Origin of the sequence: Aequorivita sp. H23M31 (assembly GCF_004022485.1) — a bacterium.
Classification (GTDB): Bacteria; Bacteroidota; Bacteroidia; order Flavobacteriales; family Flavobacteriaceae; genus Aequorivita; species Aequorivita ciconiae.
This window is the reverse complement of the sequence record NZ_CP034951.1, coordinates 2,384,706-2,400,767: the sequence shown is the minus strand read 5'-3', so window position 1 is coordinate 2,400,767 and position 16,062 is coordinate 2,384,706. Positions and strand designations below refer to the sequence as shown.

The following is a 16,062-nucleotide window of genomic DNA, read 5'->3' as shown; positions in this document are numbered from 1 at the left end:
ATGAATAATGGGTAATTCATAATTCATAATTCTGAATTCAGAATTATTTTTTATACTTAGCCGAAAGATCCTTCGCCACCTTGGTCATTACATCAATTGTCTCGTCTGTAAGCTTTCCTGCTTTAAGAGCATCAAGAGTATCTCTGTGCTTTACGTTAAGCATTTCCAGGTAATCTCTTTCAAATTCTTTTACTTTGTCGATAGGAACATTTCGCAATAGGTTTTTAGAACCTGCGTAAATAATAGCGATCTGATCTTCTACGGTGTAAGGGTCGTTTTGTGCTTGCTTCAAGATTTCAACGTTACGCTGACCTTTTGAAATTACGTTCATGGTTGCAGCATCCAAATCGGAACCGAACTTGGCAAAGGCTTCCAATTCACGGAACTGGGCCTGGTCAAGTTTCAAGGTACCGGCAACTTTCTTCATCGACTTAATCTGAGCGTTACCACCCACACGAGATACTGAAATACCCACGTTAATCGCCGGACGAACCCCTGCGTTGAACAAATCGGATTCCAGGAATATCTGTCCGTCGGTAATCGAAATTACGTTGGTCGGGATATAGGCGGAAACGTCACCCGCTTGTGTTTCAATAATAGGAAGTGCGGTAAGAGAACCTCCACCTTTTACGATTCCTTTTAATACTTCAGGAAGGTCGTTCATCTCCTTGGCGATGTTGTCGTCGGCAATAATTTTTGCAGAACGCTCCAACAAACGGGAGTGAAGGTAGAAAACGTCTCCAGGATAAGCCTCACGTCCCGGTGGACGACGAAGCAAAAGCGAAACCTCACGATATGCTACTGCTTGTTTTGAAAGGTCATCATAAACGATTAATGCCGGACGACCTGTATCGCGGAAATACTCACCAATTGCCGCACCGGCGAAAGGAGCATAAACCTGCATGGGTGCAGGATCAGAAGCATTTGCAGCTACGATTGTGGTATATGCCAAAGCACCTTTTTCTTCCAGTACACTTGCAATGTTCGCAACTGTAGAAGCTTTTTGTCCGATAGCAACATATATACAATAAACAGGCTCACCTGCATCGTAAAATTCTTTTTGGTTTAGGATGGTATCGATACAAACAGTTGACTTACCTGTTTGACGGTCACCAATAACAAGCTCACGCTGTCCACGACCTACAGGAATCATGGCATCAATAGATTTAATTCCGGTTTGAAGCGGTTCGGTTACTGGCTGACGGTAGATTACCCCTGGTGCTTTACGCTCCAATGGCATCTCATAAGTTTCACCGGTAATAGGTCCTTTTCCATCTATTGGTTCACCCAATGTATTCACCACACGACCTACAATACCTTCTCCAACTTTAAGAGAAGCAATTCGTTGGGTACGTTTTACGGTAGAACCTTCTTTAATTTCTTTTGAAGGTCCTAAAAGAACGATACCGACGTTGTCTTCTTCCAAGTTCAATACAATACCTTCTAGGCCACTTTCAAATGCCACCAATTCACCGTATTGTGCGTTGGAAAGTCCGTATGCACGAACAATCCCGTCACCCACGGTCAAAACAGTTCCTACTTCATCCAGGGAAGCAGTTGCCTCAAAGCCTGAAAGCTGTTGTTTCAATATTGCTGATACTTCAGCTGGTTTTACTTCTGCCATCTTATTAAGGTTTTAGGTGAAGGTTTTGAAAATGGAATCCCACGTCCCGCACCAGTCAATTTTTAATTATATTGATTTTTAAATTCTCTTTTTAACATTCGGAATTGGTTCACGATGCTCGCGTCATATTGGATATCTCCCACTCGAAGGATAAACCCTCCGATGATTTCAGGATCGATCTCACTTTTCAGGCTCACCTTTTCGCTACCTGTTAATTCCTTTATTTTGGCCATTACTTTTGCTTCCAATTCCGAAGAAAGTGGAACAGCGGTAATAACATTTGCCACTTTTATGCCTTGTTCCTCATTATATAGGTCTATATAGGTTTTGGCTACTTTTCCTAATAGAGGAGTTCGTTTATTTGCAACCAGAACCTTTATCAGGGAATGGGTAGTTCCTGATTGGCCACTGAATATTTTCAATAAGGCTTCTTTTTTGTCTTCGGCCTTAATAACGGGACTCTGAAGAACAGTCTGCAATTCTCTACTTCCTTCAATAGTGCCATAAACGGATTGCATATCACCGAATAAAACAGCGGCTGTGTTATTTTCGTTTGCGCTCTCCAAAATCGCTTTCGCGTATCTTATTGCTGCTCTGTTGCTCATGGGTTATAAATTTAGTTTGACGTTGCCGACCTTAATTAAGTTTAGCTTCGCCCAACATTTGATCTACAAGCTCCAATTGCTTGCTCTTGTCGGAAAGTTCACGTTTAACAACCTTTTCAGCAATTTCAACTGAAAGTTCGGCTACTTGTTGCTTTAACTCGGCAATAGCAGATTTCTTTTCGCTTTCGATTGCAGCTTGAGCCTGAGCTACCATTTTGTTGGCTTCTGACTTTGCTTCCTCTTTTGCGTCGGAAATCATTTTGGTTTTTATTTCGCGAGCTTCCTTCATCATCGCTTCTCTTTCAGCACGAGCTTCTTGAAGCAATTTTTCGTTGTCGGCATGCATATTCTGCATTTCGATCTTAGCTTTTTCGGCTGCTGCCAAGGCATCGTTTATAGTTGCTTCACGGCCTCTAACAGCTCCTAGAATTGGCTTCCAAGCAAACTTTCTTAGGACAAACAATAGCAATATAAATATGATGGTTGTCCATAATATTAAACTCTCTGGTGCTACTATATTCATTTGATGTTTTCTTAAAGAATTATTTTTTGTTTAAAAACAACATCCCGCAGCCAACCGCTACGGAATGTTGGGTTTCTAAAAATTAGGCAATCAATGCCACAACCACTGCGAAAAGTGCAACACCCTCTACAAGAGCTGCTGCAATAATCATTGCGGTCTGAATTTTTGCGGTGGCTTCTGGTTGTCTTGCGATAGCGTCCATTGCTGAACCACCAATCTTACCAATACCAATACCGGCACCTATTACGGCCAATCCGGCTCCTACTGCTGCTAATGTTCCTGTCATAACTGAAACTTTTTTAAAAAATAATTAAACAAAAATTAAACTCAAATTAATGATGCTCCTCTACCGCCTGGCCGATAAACAATGCTGCAAGTAGTGTAAACACATAAGCTTGAAGCGCTGCGACCAATAATTCCAAAACACTCATAAATAATACGAACGCGATGGACACTGGTGATACGTAGGCGGTTTCGAAAATAAAAATCAAACCAACAAGGCTCAATACTATAATGTGACCAGCAGTAATGTTCGCAAACAAACGAACCATCAGTGCAAATGGCTTGGTAAACATTCCGATAATTTCAATCGGGATCATAAGAGGGTATAATAATTTTGGAACATCTGGTGTAAGGATGTGTTTCCAATAATATTTATTTCCGCTGAATATCGTTACGATGAATACGATAACGGACATAATCATTGTGAAAATGATGTTTCCTGTTACGTTTCCGCTAAATGGGAAAAATGGAATTAGCCCTACAAGGTTGTTTACCCAGATAAAGAAAAATATGGTCAACAAAAGCGGCATATATTTTTGATACTTGTTACCGACGTTTGGAATGGCAATTTCATCTCTTACAAATAGAATAATCGGCTCTAACCAACCGGACATTCCTCTTGGTGCCAATTTGTTCTTTTTATAATGACGCGCAGAAAATCCGAAGATTATAACCAATAAAAGAGAAACGAAAATCATTGAGAAAACCGTTTTGGTAATAGAAAAATCCAAAGGTCTATCTTCATATAAAAAGGGACGGCCCATTGTGCTCGTCTCTTCAAATTTTTGCTTGTCAAACTTGTCGGCATAAAAGATATGCTCCTTATAACGTATAAACTTTTCGCCATTCTTTTCTACAACGGTAGATCCGCTGTTATCATGATGGAATTCAGATGAAGAAAAAGTAACAAGACCATTATCCGTCCAAAGTATAACGGGAAGCGCCAAAGTGATGGGGTGTCCATTCCAATCGGCAATATGAAATTCGTGTGAATCCCAAACGTGTGAATTTATTAATTCCTTTGGGTCAAATTTCCCATCAGTATCGTCCTCGTGCTGGGTAGTTGCAAAGCCTGAAAAAGGCATTAAAAGAACGGCAATAATTGCCAAAGTACCGATTAGTGTTTGAGTAAACCTCATAATGCTAAAAACTATAAAATATTATGGTCTTAAAAAGTGGTGCAAAAGTACAACTTTTACCCAAAATAAAAAGCAGTTGACGATATTTGTTTTTTCAATCGAAATTCCAGCTAATTGCTTAGGCATCGGAGTGTTTAACAAGTTGGAGAGTAACCAATATTTCGAAAAGAAGAAATAGGAAATAAGGTATAAAAAAGGAGATAAAATCGGGGATTTTTGAAACACCCTGCATTTTAATAAGTGGAATCAAGAAGATAACCGCAGCTGCCATTTTAAAAAGAATAAATCCCATAAAGGTGTACCCTATGTATTTAGGAGCTTTTTTGCTGACTAAATAAATGAAGGATAGTATTATGAATGTTACCAGAAAATGGAAGAGATAGATTTTAAAAACGGAATAATAGAATGTATAAGAGTCTTTTAAAGCGTCAACTATAATATTCTGAAGGAAATAAAAAATAGCGGTTAACGCTATATATACAGTTAAGTGCCAAGTTTTCAATGTTATCACATTATTCATCCTTATTGAGTTTCTGAAGTTGTTTTATTAAGGCATAAAGTGAAATGAAAACTCCAAACAAGGAAAGAATTATAGTATAAATGGGATATTTATTCGGGTAATTTTCATCAAGTTTAACCCCAATAAAGGCTGCCAATCCAATAGTAACTCCCATTTGAATTGCTATTCCTGAAAAGACCGCCCAGTTTTTTAGACCTTTTTTACCGTCGTCAGACATTTTATTTACTTCTAGCGATTCGCTTCCTGAGTTTCGGAAGTGGATTTTTTAACGCGTTGTTGTCGGTCGAAGGGATAGTTTCCACTAGGCTCATTTTCTTTTGAAATGTTGAGGCTTTCAGTATTTGGTTTACTTGTTCCATTTTGCATTACGCAAGAAGCATTTAAAGTAGCCCCTTGTTCAACGGCAAGTTTACCTACAATTACATCTCCATTTATTATGGCGGTAGAACGAAGTGTTAGAGTTCCCGTTACCTGCAGGTTTCCTTCAAATTTTCCTTCGATATCTGCACTATCGCAAATTAAAGTGCCAACGATTACGCCCATTTTTCCCAGGACAACCTTCGAAGGAGTTTTAACATTGCCTTCAACCGATCCGTCTATTCTAAAAAATCCAGTAGAGGAAATATCGCCTTTTAATTTAGTGCCCTCATTGATCCTGTTCTGCGTTGCGCTTGGCTCTAAATCTTTTTTCTTTTCTTTCTTCTTATCTGAAAACATAACTTAATTGGTTTAAAGGTTGTTCTTCGGCATTAGCCTTTTTGAGGATTTTTTAAGGTGTTTCTTCTTTATTCAAATAACTATCCAAGTTTTTATGGATTTGTATTATTTTATAATTAGGTCTGGAAATCTCAAAAAATGGTTTCTTAATTTTATATCCTTTACGTTCCTTAAGTATTTCCCCCAATCCCTGAGCTCCCATCTTGGAATTGAGTCCGTGGACAATAACAAATCGCGTATCAGGCGTATAATAGTCCAGCGAGGTTGTCATATTTGTATAGTGAAGCTCTTGAATAGCTTTATCTAGCAAGTCTTTCAACTTCTGTGCGTCTTCAATTTGATCGCTATTGAATTTGTAGACTAACTTCCAGTTATCGTCATCTTCATCGCCAACAAAATCAGTAAATGCGAGTGTAGGTAAAACGTTGGTATAAATATCTTGTGCTTGCTTTCCTTCTTCACTATTTGGATAGTTAAGAGCAACAAAATTTAAGGCTTTCTTATAGGCTTCAAAACCTTGTTCTCTTGCCAGCGCGGTTGCTTTAAGAAGTTCAAGTTTTGGGACTATCTCCGTGCCATTATAAATGGTAATATATTCATCACTTTGCTCAATTACCTCGGCATATTTAGAAGCTTCAAACTTTTTGTACAGTTGTTTGTACTTAAATTCAGGACTGGATTCATCCGTTGGCAACTGTGAGTTTGGATTCCGAAGGATTTCCGCATAACGGGTTTCAGGATGATTATTAATTATATCATTCTTATATTTTTCCGCATCAGCAGGACGCTCAAGAATTTCATAGATTTTGTAAAGATTGTATTCAGCCGGTACCACCAAACGGTCTTCTGGGTTATAAGTAAGCAGTTTTTCCAACCTATTTGCGGCCAGATTATATTCTTTAAATTTTTCCTTGTAAATCAGTCCCAATTGATAGTAAGCCATATCGCGGTCTTTCGTTAGACTATCGATAACTTTTTCGTCCGTTGGAATTCTCGCGATATAAGTTTCAGGATCAAAACGCTCATTTTCAGCTATTGGTGTTTCTTCCATTGTTTCGTCATGATCAAAAGATTCTAAAGAGGATTGTTTGCTAGAAAGTCTCCAGTTATCTTCAAGCCTTCTCTCTCCCCAGATTTTTCGGAACTCTCCTTTTCCATAAGCAACCGTCGTTGGGTTATAGAAATAAAATTTGCTACCTTTTTCAGGGGATGATTTCTTGTCTTTTTTATAAAATTCGTTATCAGCAATTTTTCGCTCATTCTTAACTGCTTCCAAGGAATCCGCAACTGCTTTTTCTTTTAATTTTGTGGTATAATCTGTAAAATACGCGAGTTTTTCAGCTTCGGTCATCTTGGTCAATTTCAGGATGCTGTCGTGCGAAATGGCGATATCTTCATATTTAATAACATCATCAAGGTTTTCACGCTTCTTTTTAATCCGGCGCCATTCTCTGGTTTTTTCTGGTAGATAGGTTAGCGTACTATCATAGTAGGCTCCGGCATTTTTATACTCAGCAGCGTCAAAATTGATTTCTGCCAAGGTGTTGTAGTTTTTGGATTGTAAAGTGCGATCCTGTTTAAACGACTTAATAGATTTGTTATAGTACTTTATGGCAGCTGGCAGACTATCGGTACTTTGGTAATACGCACCAATTTGATTGTAAATTCTATCAAGGTAAGGACGGTTTTCTCTATCCTTTTCCAAATCTTGGAGTAGTTCCAAAAATGCAATTCGATCTCCTTGGTCGTAATCAAAATTCTTCGCTTTTTCTATATGGGCATTTATTAGATAGGAGCGAGAAGTTTTTCGGTTCATTTCAATTACCCTATCGAAAGCCAAGTTTGCACTGTCCTTCTCCTCCAAACGATTGTATAACTGACCTTCTATAAAAGTATAGCGGCCTAATAACTCCTTGTCCTTGGTATTTGCAAGTGCGAGTTTAATATAATCCAAGGCTTGTGGCAAAGAATCCAGATTTATATAGGCCTGGGCCATCATTGCGGCGCCATCGGAAATAACTTCCTCCTCCAAATCTGCTTGGTCGAACATTTTTTTCAAGTTTTCAATTGCGAATTCCTCGTTGTTCAAACGGATATTAGTTTTGGCCTTCCATATCTTCGCTATATCGATACTGTTGCTGGTAGGAAATCGGTCCAGAATAAAGTTAAACGCGTCCAGCGCTGGTATAAAACGTCCGTCATAATAGCGGGCCTTTCCCAACAACATATAAGCCTCGTCTATCTGAGGATTATATTCTTGGCCATCAATGTACATGGAATGTTTTTGGATAGCCTTCGCTGCTTTTTCCTCGGCACGGTTAAAGTCACCATTTTTGGAAGCTCCCGGTGCTTTTGCCTCGGTATCTTCAACATAAATACGTTCTACCGGGAGAATTTCCCAAAAATTATCGTAGAAACTTTGGGCCAATTGTTGTTTTCCATTCTGGTAGGCAACATCGCCATTATAAAGGGTGTTGTATTCTGTTGTAACTGCCTGGTAATTGCGGCTTAAGAAAGTATTCTTTTTGCGCGAACAGGCGGCCAAGAAAATAACAGCCAAAAGAAAGAAGGTAATTTTATATATGCTCTTCATCTAATTATTTTAATTCAATATCTCTTAAAAATGTTTCGGAGTTTGTGAATCTTCGATCTAGCGCCAATCTTCATATCAGTTTCCAAATTAGGGTTGGCAGCGGCTCCTTTCCAAATACATGGTTTTGCTGATATTCTAACTTAAAAGCTTCTCTTTTAGTATATAGAACGGTTAAGGAGCGGTAAAAATACGTTTCTTTTTAATATTGGCTCAAGGAAACCCTGAAAAAATACCTTCTTAAAAAGGTCTCAATTTCTTTAATTACCTGAATACCTTATGTACTTTTGTAAAAAATTGACGGCATGGGCGAATTTCAAGCGCTTGTTATTTCTGAAGTAAAAAAAGAAACACCAAATTCAGTTTCCATTACCTTTAACATTCCAGATAATCTGAAGGAAACTTTTGCCTTTCGGGCGGGGCAATATATAACTATTAAATATTTTGACGGCGATAAAGAAATACGTCGTGCTTACTCCATTTCTTCTTCACCCAAAAGCGGACAGCTACGGGTAGGGGTAAAGAAAGTGGAAAAGGGTGCATTTTCTAGATTTGCCAACGAGAAATTAAAAGTTGGGGATACTTTGGAGGTATTGCCACCAACGGGTAAATTTCTTTTGGAACCAGATTTAAAACACTACGCCGCCTTTGCTGCCGGTAGTGGAATTACTCCTGTTCTTTCCCTTATAAAAAGTGCTTTGGAAGAAATGCCGCAAAGTGCATTTCTTTTGGTCTATGGAAATCGTTCTTTGGAAGAAACCATGTTCTATGATGAAATTGTTGAACTTCAGAAGCAATATCCGAAACGGTTTATTGTGGAATTCGTTTTCAGTCGCAAATTAGAAGAGAATGCCAAGTTTGGAAGAATTGATCGGTCAGTAGTAAACTTTTTTCTGAAGAACAAGTATGGCAAAACTTCTTATGAATCCTATTATTTATGTGGTCCTGAGGAAATGATTGATGAAGTTTCAGCAACTTTGAAACATCACGGCATCAATTCAAAACAAATACATCACGAATTATTTTCTACTGCTGAAAAAGGTCTGCTGGTACAAAAGCACGATGGCAATACAAGTGTTACTGTGATTTTGGACGATGAGGAAGAAGTCTTTGATATGCCACAAACAAAATCAATTCTCGAGGCGGCATTAGATCAAGGATTGGATGCTCCCTATTCCTGTCAAGGTGGTATTTGCAGTACGTGTATTGCGCGCTTAAAAGAAGGTAAGGCCGAAATGCGAAAAAATCAAATTTTGACAGAGGCCGAAATTGCAGATGGATTGATACTTACATGTCAGGCACATCCTACAACGCCCAAGGTGGTCGTGGATTATGACGACGTATAATCCCTCCGGCTTCGCCACCTCCCCTTGAAAAAAGGGGAGGAAGTAACCCCTCCGGCTTCGCCACCTCCCCTTGAAAAAAGGGGAGGAACAGAAAAGTTTCTTCGAGAATAATCTATTAATCGTGAAATAATTTAGAATTCCTAGTTCACAGCCGAAACTGTGTCAGATTTAGGTTTTAAGTAGTTATTATCTTCTAAAACCTTTAGCGTTTCTACGCTTGCGGCAGTGACGGAAAGTGGTAATACTAGGATTATTCCCACGACGGGAATCAAGAGCATTAGCATAAAAACAATGCCATTACCGATGGCCAAACCTCGATTTCTTCTTACAAACTGGATACTTTCTGAATATTTGAAATGCCTTTCCAGCGTATAATCCATATTCCCGAAGCCGGCATAATAGCTTTGTACCAGAAATAAAAGCACGGTGGATATAATTCCGATTACAGGGATAAAACCTATTAAAAGAATCGGGATGGTTAAGAGGAACTCTCTCACCAAATTCCTAACATTTAACCTCACACCTCGCCACAATTGCGCTGCATTCGATGTGTTGCGATGGTTCGGGATTGTGCCATAAAGATGCCGTTCTATTTTTTCCGAAACCGGGCTCATAAATGGGGCACTTAACGCCATAACAAAATGGCGATAGAGCATTAATCCCAAGACAATAATAATAAGGGCGCCAATAAAATCGCTGATAATGCGAAATGTTTCTGCTCCCCATTCCCAAAACCAAATTTTTGAAATGAAATTACCCAAATTATCGCTTAAGCCCCAAGCAGAGAAACCGATCAAAACGGCAGTCAAAAAGCTAATGGCCATTGGCACTGCAAAAAACTTCCACAACTTTAAAGTGCTGATGAGGTGTAAGGTTCCTGAGTAGGCTTTTATGCCTTTTATAATGTTTTTAAACATATACCATCGTGGTGCCTCGTGGTTAATTCATCTTTATTGGAGTGATCTTAAATTTAAAACTAGCTTTAGTTTTTTCTTATCCTCACTTTCATGCTTCCGCAAACTCTATTTGTCCATATAGACCATAACATCTTTAAAATTCTCGGTATCTCCCTCCTTTTTTATCTGTACGGCATTTTTTATTTCCTTCATTAGAAAATGGATTATTTCTTCCTTAGAAGCTTCTTCCAGTTCAGGAAAATATTTTCTACCCATTTCATTATTGTGCAAATCCATTTCTTTTTCTAACGGAGGATTTGGCATTAATACTTCATGCAAGGAGGTTATTTCTTCTGTCCAGGAAATTGCTTTTTCCTCGGTTTTTACAATCTTCAGCACCCGCTGGGCAATCAAGATATTCCAGAGAGCATGACGAAAGGCGTTGGCTTTTCCATCGCCGTGATGTTCGTCTCCATAAATTCTGTCACAGATTTGCATGGTTTGGATTGTTGCCTTATTTGTTGGCATAACCAGAAATGGATGTTTTATGCCAATCCATACCAAGCGCCAAATTTTGGAAAATTCCAGATCCCATATCCGCGACAGGATTTTCATTTATCTGCTTTGTATTCTTTTACGGCTTCAATGAAGGCTCCTGCATTTTCCAACGGAATGTTGGGCAATATTCCATGGCCCAGGTTTACAATATATCGGTCCTTTCCAAATTCATCGATCATTTGCTTCACCATTTTCTTTATTTCAGATGGTGGACTGAAAAGGCGGGTTGGGTCAAAGTTTCCTTGTAAGGTAATATTTCCTCCGGTTAAATACCGTGCATTTCCAGGAGAACAAGTCCAATCAATTCCTAAGGCTGAGGCGCCACTTTTTGCCATCACATCCAAAGCAAACCAACATCCTTTTCCAAATGCGATCACGGGCGTTTCGTCTTTTAAAGCATCAATAATCTGTTGGATATATTTCCAACTGAATTCCTGATAATCGGTTGGAGAGAGCATTCCACCCCAGCTATCAAATACCTGGACAGCATTGACGCCGTGTTTTACTTTTTCCTTTAAATATAAAATCGTTGTATCGGTTATTTTTTGAAGAAGTTGGTGTGCGGCTTCGGGTTGTGTAAAACAAAATTGCTTCGCTAAATCAAAGTTCTTCGACCCTTGTCCCTGAACGCAATAACACAGAATGGTCCACGGACTTCCAGCAAAACCGATTAAAGGAACTTCATTATTGAGTTTTTCCTTGGTCATATCTATGGCGTCCATAACGTAACCTAGCGTTTCATTAATATCCGGAACAACTACACGCTCCAGATCTTTTGCAGAACGGATGGGTTCTGGAACCCAAGGTCCAAAATTAGGTTTCATTTCCACGTGAATATTCATTGCTTGTGGAATTACCAAAATATCGCTAAATAAAATTGCCGCATCCATTCCATAGCGTCTAATGGGCTGAACGGTTATTTCACTTGCTAATTCTGGAGTTTGGCAACGGGTAAAAAAGTCGTATTTTGCTTTTATTTCCTGAAATTCCGGTAAATATCTACCTGCTTGGCGCATCATCCATACGGGTGGTCGCTCCACGGTCTCTCCTCGGAGTGCTTTTAAAAATAAATCGTTTTTTATCATGGTTTTTTATTGCAAAAACCTAACAGGTTTTCAAAACCTGTCAGGTTTGGATTTGTTATTCTTTTAATAATTTCACCGCTTTAGCTATTACACTTTCCACGGTGGTGGTGTTTGAAATCACCACGTTTTGGGTAAAATTTCTTGCTTCTGAAGCAGTTGTGGTTCCTATGCATACCGCAAGTTCAACTCTTCCAGGATTCAAAACACTGTAAAAGTTTGCTGGATTGTTATTTTCAAAATAACTTCTCACTCCACTTGGACTGAAAAATAGGATCGCATCGAAGTTTCTATCAAATTTTTTGGGATTGAGGGTCGTTTTATAAACCACAATTTCCTCAAATTGAATATTGTTTTCCTTTAATTTCGTAGGGATTTCGTCACTGCGAATATTTCCGCAGAAAAAATGGAAGAAATCAGCTTTATGATTTTTCACTAAATACTCAGATAATTCTGAAGCATATTCTGTAGAATGGATAACCTTGTGGCCATTTTTTTCTAACAATGCTTTTGTTTTTTCACCTACGCAAAAGCAATTGTGAATTTTGCTCCCGACATTCATCGGGACTCCATCCTGCATTGCCAAAACTCCATTTTGGCTGGTAAAAATAGCATTTTCAACCTCAGGGGGAAATTCAAAAGATGTGAACTCGATCTTTATAGCATCAAATTCCACCAATGAAAATCCAGCATGCAGAATTAGGGAACGCTGATTTTCCAATAATTTTTTAGTCGATAGAATCGTCACTATTCGTTTTTAAATATTTTTTAATATCACCATCTTTTCCAAAAACTGCCAGAATATCTCCTGCCTGAAAGACTAAATCTGGCTTGGGCAATCCAACAACCTCCCGTTTTTCGATATTCCTTCCCAATAAATTGGTGTGGTATTTTTTCCTTATTACAGTAATGATATTGAGCTTGTAGGTTTCTCTAAAACTCGCTTGTAATATTGTTTTTCCGACCAACGATTGTTTTACTTCTACCTCGGAAACAAGATAATCATCGTCTATTTCGAAGTTATCGATACTTCCTTTTAAGTTTATCTTTTTGGTAAACCGCTCCGCATATTCTTGCTCGGGGTGAATAATCTGGTCCACACCCATGGCTTGCAAAATGGTGTCTTCCAAATCGGAAGCAGATCGCGAAATAATCCTTGCTTTTGTAAGCTTCTTAACGATTGCCGTACTCATAATTCCTGCCCCATTGCGCTGTCCGATGGCAATAACCGCTAAATCCGTGTTTTTCAAGGGCAGGGCATTATATGCATTTTCATTAGTGGCATCCATAATTACGGCATGGGCCACCTTGTCCTTAATCATATCTACCTTTTCAGGATCATGGTCGGCGGTAATAACCTCGTTTCCAGAGTTGGATAAGTTGATGGCAAGCGACATTCCAAAATTACCAAGGCCTATAATTACTATTTTCATATTATTTCCCGTCTAAACGGTTTTTTTTAGGATTGGTTATTACTCCTTGATCGAATGAATTATGTTTTTTTGGTTTAGCTAATTCTTAGTTTATCAATATGTTTTCTTCTGGATAGGTATATTCCGGTTTATTCATACTCTTTAAAATCCCGATCATCAGGTTTAAAAGACCTATTCTTCCGAAGAACATTAGAAATATTATCACATATTTCCCAGGTTCTGAAAGATCTGGTGTAATCCCCATGGTCAGTCCAACGGTACCAAAAGCTGAAAATGCTTCAAAAGCAATTTGGATTAGAGTGAATTCGGGATCAAAGATCAACAACAATAAAATTCCCAATCCAATACTGGCCAATGAAATTGTAATTATAGCAAAAGCCCTGTTTACTGCTTCGGTAGCAATTCTTCTAGTTCCTATTTCAATATATTTTTTATTTCTTGCAATGGCGAAAATATTGAGTGTTGCCAACGCAAAGGTAGAGGTTTTGATCCCTCCACCAGTCGATGCTGGAGAAGCTCCCACCCACATCAGGAAAATCATAAACAAGATTCCTGGAATTGTGAAGTTGGTCATATCTACAGTGTTAAAGCCGGCCGTACGGGCTGTAACGGAGGAAAACATTGCTGTAGTAAATTTTCCGAAGGTCGTATCGTGACCTAAAAGATTGGTTTGTTGTTCCGAAATAAAGAAAAAGGTTGTCCCGGCGACAATTAGAATGATTGTTGTATATAAAACAATTTTAGTGTTCAAGTTGATGACCCGTGAAATAAAAACACGGTTTTTCTTCCTGAAAATATTTATCATCAATTTTTTGAAATACTGGATTATGTTGTATGCAATGTGATAACCGAGTCCGCCAAAGATTATCAATGCCATTATCACCCACTGCATATAATAGTTGAACCTCACACTTGGATCGTGCATATTGTCTGAGAGCAATGAAAATCCTGCATTGCAATATGCCGAAATAGCGTGAAAAATAGCAAAGAATGCATTGCTATGATTGGATGGATTGCTAGTAAGGGAATTGTAAATTAAAAGAGCGCCAATACCTTCTAGAATAAATGAGAACAAAACGATTTGCATGACCGTTTTCATTACACTGTTCAATTTGTCGTGGCCGATAATATCCTTCATATAAAGGCTTTCTTTAAAAGAAGCTCCACTTTTAAAAAAATATGCAAAAAAGGAAGTGAATGTCAACATCCCCAAGCCGCCAATTTGGAAAAGTACCATTATTATTGTCTGGCCCATAGGAGTGAAATCTTTTGCTGTGTCCATAACTATGAGTCCAGTGACCGCAGTTGCGCTGGTAGCGGTAAAAAGGGCGTCGGTAAAGCTGATGCCGTAGGTTGTAGAACTGGGCAACTGGAGCATAAAGGTTCCGGCAAGTGCTATTATTGCGAAACTGCCCACGAAAAGAATGGCGGGGTTAAAGTATATGGTATAAATTTTTCTAAGAAGGAATGAGAGCCTAAAAAAAAAGTAAAACAGCAACCCGTATTCGATAACATATCTAGTGCTTAGAAATGTTTCTGACAGCGATGTTTTATAATTAAAAATAATAAACACCGCTTCCAGAAGAATGAGAAAAAGCAGGATAAATAGACTTATTTTATTATTCCGATTGTTTTCTGCCTCTTGATTTGAAATGAATAATTTGTATAAATTAAATCCAATCAATGCCAATAACAGTGCGGGAAAAACGATGAGTTTGTAATGAAAAATACTTGTAAACTCTTTATAACCGAAGTCGAAAATTAGGAATGCCAGAAGACCTATGTCCAGAAATCCAACGATGATATCTGCGGGTTTCGTCTTTTCCCAGAGCGTCATTTCATTTCATTTTTAATGGAAATCATCAACGCATCGCCTCCATTTTGGAGGATTAAAGAGGCACATTTTTCTCCAAATCCTTCATATTCAGAAGTGGGAACAGTTCTTTCAATATCGATATTAGTCTTCCCATCCAAGGAAAAGAGACAACCTTTAAAATTGATTTGTTCCTCCATAATTTCTGCATAAGCGCCTATAGGAGCGGTGCATCCACCCTCTAAGGTACGTAAAAATTGTCGTTCAACGTGCGTGCAGATTTCAGAAGTTTTATGGCTTAATTGCGCAGCGGCATTTTTTGAATATTCATCATTTTTCATGGCAACAATTACCATTGCTCCTTGTGCCGGTGCCGGAAGCATCCAGTCGAGGGTGATATAGTTTTTGGGAAGAACGTTTATCCTCTCAAGACCAGCCTTTGCAAAGATGGCTCCCTGCCATTGGTTATCCTTCAATTTTTGTAATCTGGTATTTACATTTCCACGAAGATCTACCAGGTTATGGTTAGGGTAACGGTGCAGCCATTGTGCTTTTCTTCTAAGACTTCCGGAAGCAATAGTGCAAGGTTCTTCAAAGTTTATTTCTCCGTTTGTCACCAATATGTCTTCCGAGGTGGCCCGTTCCAGAACAGCAACTTGTACAATTCCCTTTGGTAAAAGTGTTGGCACGTCTTTCATACTGTGTACTACAATATCCACTTGGCCATTGATCATTGCGATATCCAGAGTCTTGGTGAATATACCGACAATGCCCATTTCGTAAAGCGGTTTGTCCAAAACCAGATCTCCCTGGGATTTTACGGGAACCAGTTCCGTGGAATATCCCAAGGCTTCGAGTTTTGACTTTACAGTATTTGCTTGCCAAAGTGCAAGTTCACTATCGCGGGTTCCAATTCGGATTGTTTTTTTCAAGG

17 protein-coding genes are annotated in these 16,062 nt (G+C 38.7%); 1 reads left to right on the top strand and 16 read right to left on the bottom strand.

All coding sequences use genetic code 11. The features are described 5' to 3' along the window. Window positions 1-43 precede the first annotated feature (43 nt). From atpA to porW, 9 genes are all read right to left on the bottom strand, one after another. On the bottom strand, window positions 44-1,624 hold the full coding sequence (gene atpA, locus EI546_RS10485; RefSeq protein WP_128250495.1) for a F0F1 ATP synthase subunit alpha: 1,581 nt from the start codon (window positions 1,622-1,624) through the stop codon (window positions 44-46). Between the two features lie 62 nt (window positions 1,625-1,686). Then, window positions 1,687-2,229 (bottom strand): ATP synthase F1 subunit delta, encoded by a 543-nt coding sequence (gene atpH, locus EI546_RS10480; RefSeq protein ID WP_128250494.1) that lies wholly within the window; start codon window positions 2,227-2,229, stop codon window positions 1,687-1,689. Between the two features lie 31 nt (window positions 2,230-2,260). Continuing rightward, window positions 2,261-2,752, bottom strand: a complete 492-nt coding sequence (locus EI546_RS10475; protein ID WP_128250493.1) for a F0F1 ATP synthase subunit B — start codon at window positions 2,750-2,752, stop codon at window positions 2,261-2,263. A gap of 82 nt (window positions 2,753-2,834) precedes the next feature. Then, on the bottom strand, window positions 2,835-3,038 hold the full coding sequence (gene atpE / locus EI546_RS10470) for an ATP synthase F0 subunit C (RefSeq protein ID WP_045080439.1): 204 nt from the start codon (window positions 3,036-3,038) through the stop codon (window positions 2,835-2,837). Between the two features lie 46 nt (window positions 3,039-3,084). After that, window positions 3,085-4,173, bottom strand: coding sequence for a F0F1 ATP synthase subunit A (atpB, locus tag EI546_RS10465; RefSeq protein WP_128250492.1), 1,089 nt, complete (start codon window positions 4,171-4,173; stop codon window positions 3,085-3,087). Window positions 4,174-4,291: 118 nt separating this feature from the next. Next, window positions 4,292-4,693: a hypothetical protein gene (locus tag EI546_RS10460; RefSeq protein WP_128250491.1), complete on the bottom strand. Its 402-nt coding sequence runs from the start codon at window positions 4,691-4,693 to the stop codon at window positions 4,292-4,294. Then, a complete protein-coding gene (locus EI546_RS10455; RefSeq protein ID WP_128250490.1) occupies window positions 4,686-4,910 on the bottom strand; it encodes an AtpZ/AtpI family protein in 225 nt (74 codons plus the stop codon). Before EI546_RS10455 ends, EI546_RS10460 begins: the two co-directional genes overlap by 8 nt. 11 nt (window positions 4,911-4,921) lie before the next feature. Then, the gene (locus tag EI546_RS10450) at window positions 4,922-5,410 is read right to left on the bottom strand and encodes a bactofilin family protein (protein WP_128250489.1); all 489 of its coding nucleotides are present in this window, start codon (window positions 5,408-5,410) and stop codon (window positions 4,922-4,924) included. 52 nt (window positions 5,411-5,462) lie between these two features. Further along, window positions 5,463-8,003 (bottom strand): type IX secretion system periplasmic lipoprotein PorW/SprE, encoded by a 2,541-nt coding sequence (gene porW, locus EI546_RS10445; RefSeq protein ID WP_128250488.1) that lies wholly within the window; start codon window positions 8,001-8,003, stop codon window positions 5,463-5,465. A 302-nt stretch (window positions 8,004-8,305) separates the two neighbouring features. On the opposite strand from porW, the gene EI546_RS10440 reads away from it, so the two are divergent. Beyond that, window positions 8,306-9,346: a ferredoxin--NADP reductase gene (locus tag EI546_RS10440; RefSeq protein ID WP_128250487.1), complete on the top strand. Its 1,041-nt coding sequence runs from the start codon at window positions 8,306-8,308 to the stop codon at window positions 9,344-9,346. Window positions 9,347-9,486: 140 nt separating this feature from the next. Here EI546_RS10440 and EI546_RS10435 read toward each other — a convergent pair whose 3' ends face one another. The 7 genes from EI546_RS10435 to hemC all read right to left on the bottom strand — a co-directional run bounded on the left by EI546_RS10435 (window position 9,487) and on the right by hemC (window position 16,060). Further along, window positions 9,487-10,263 carry an EI24 domain-containing protein gene (locus tag EI546_RS10435; RefSeq protein WP_128250486.1) on the bottom strand — a complete coding sequence of 259 codons (777 nt, stop codon included), beginning with the start codon at window positions 10,261-10,263 and terminating at the stop codon, window positions 9,487-9,489. A gap of 105 nt (window positions 10,264-10,368) precedes the next feature. Next, window positions 10,369-10,857 carry a DUF6973 domain-containing protein gene (locus EI546_RS10430; protein ID WP_128250485.1) on the bottom strand — a complete coding sequence of 163 codons (489 nt, stop codon included), beginning with the start codon at window positions 10,855-10,857 and terminating at the stop codon, window positions 10,369-10,371. Further along, the gene (gene hemE, locus EI546_RS10425; protein ID WP_128250484.1) at window positions 10,854-11,885 is read right to left on the bottom strand and encodes a uroporphyrinogen decarboxylase; all 1,032 of its coding nucleotides are present in this window, start codon (window positions 11,883-11,885) and stop codon (window positions 10,854-10,856) included. The genes EI546_RS10430 and hemE overlap by 4 nt, the downstream gene beginning before the upstream one ends. A 55-nt stretch (window positions 11,886-11,940) precedes the next feature. Beyond that, complete coding sequence (locus EI546_RS10420; protein ID WP_240673097.1) at window positions 11,941-12,603, bottom strand: uroporphyrinogen-III synthase; 663 nt, start codon at window positions 12,601-12,603, stop codon at window positions 11,941-11,943. Between the two features lie 7 nt (window positions 12,604-12,610). Beyond that, a complete protein-coding gene (locus tag EI546_RS10415; protein WP_128250482.1) occupies window positions 12,611-13,315 on the bottom strand; it encodes a potassium channel family protein in 705 nt (234 codons plus the stop codon). 85 nt (window positions 13,316-13,400) lie between these two features. Continuing rightward, a complete protein-coding gene (locus EI546_RS10410; protein ID WP_128250481.1) occupies window positions 13,401-15,152 on the bottom strand; it encodes a TrkH family potassium uptake protein in 1,752 nt (583 codons plus the stop codon). After that, a complete protein-coding gene (gene hemC / locus EI546_RS10405) occupies window positions 15,149-16,060 on the bottom strand; it encodes a hydroxymethylbilane synthase (RefSeq protein ID WP_128250480.1) in 912 nt (303 codons plus the stop codon). Before hemC ends, EI546_RS10410 begins: the two co-directional genes overlap by 4 nt. Window positions 16,061-16,062 lie beyond the last annotated feature (2 nt).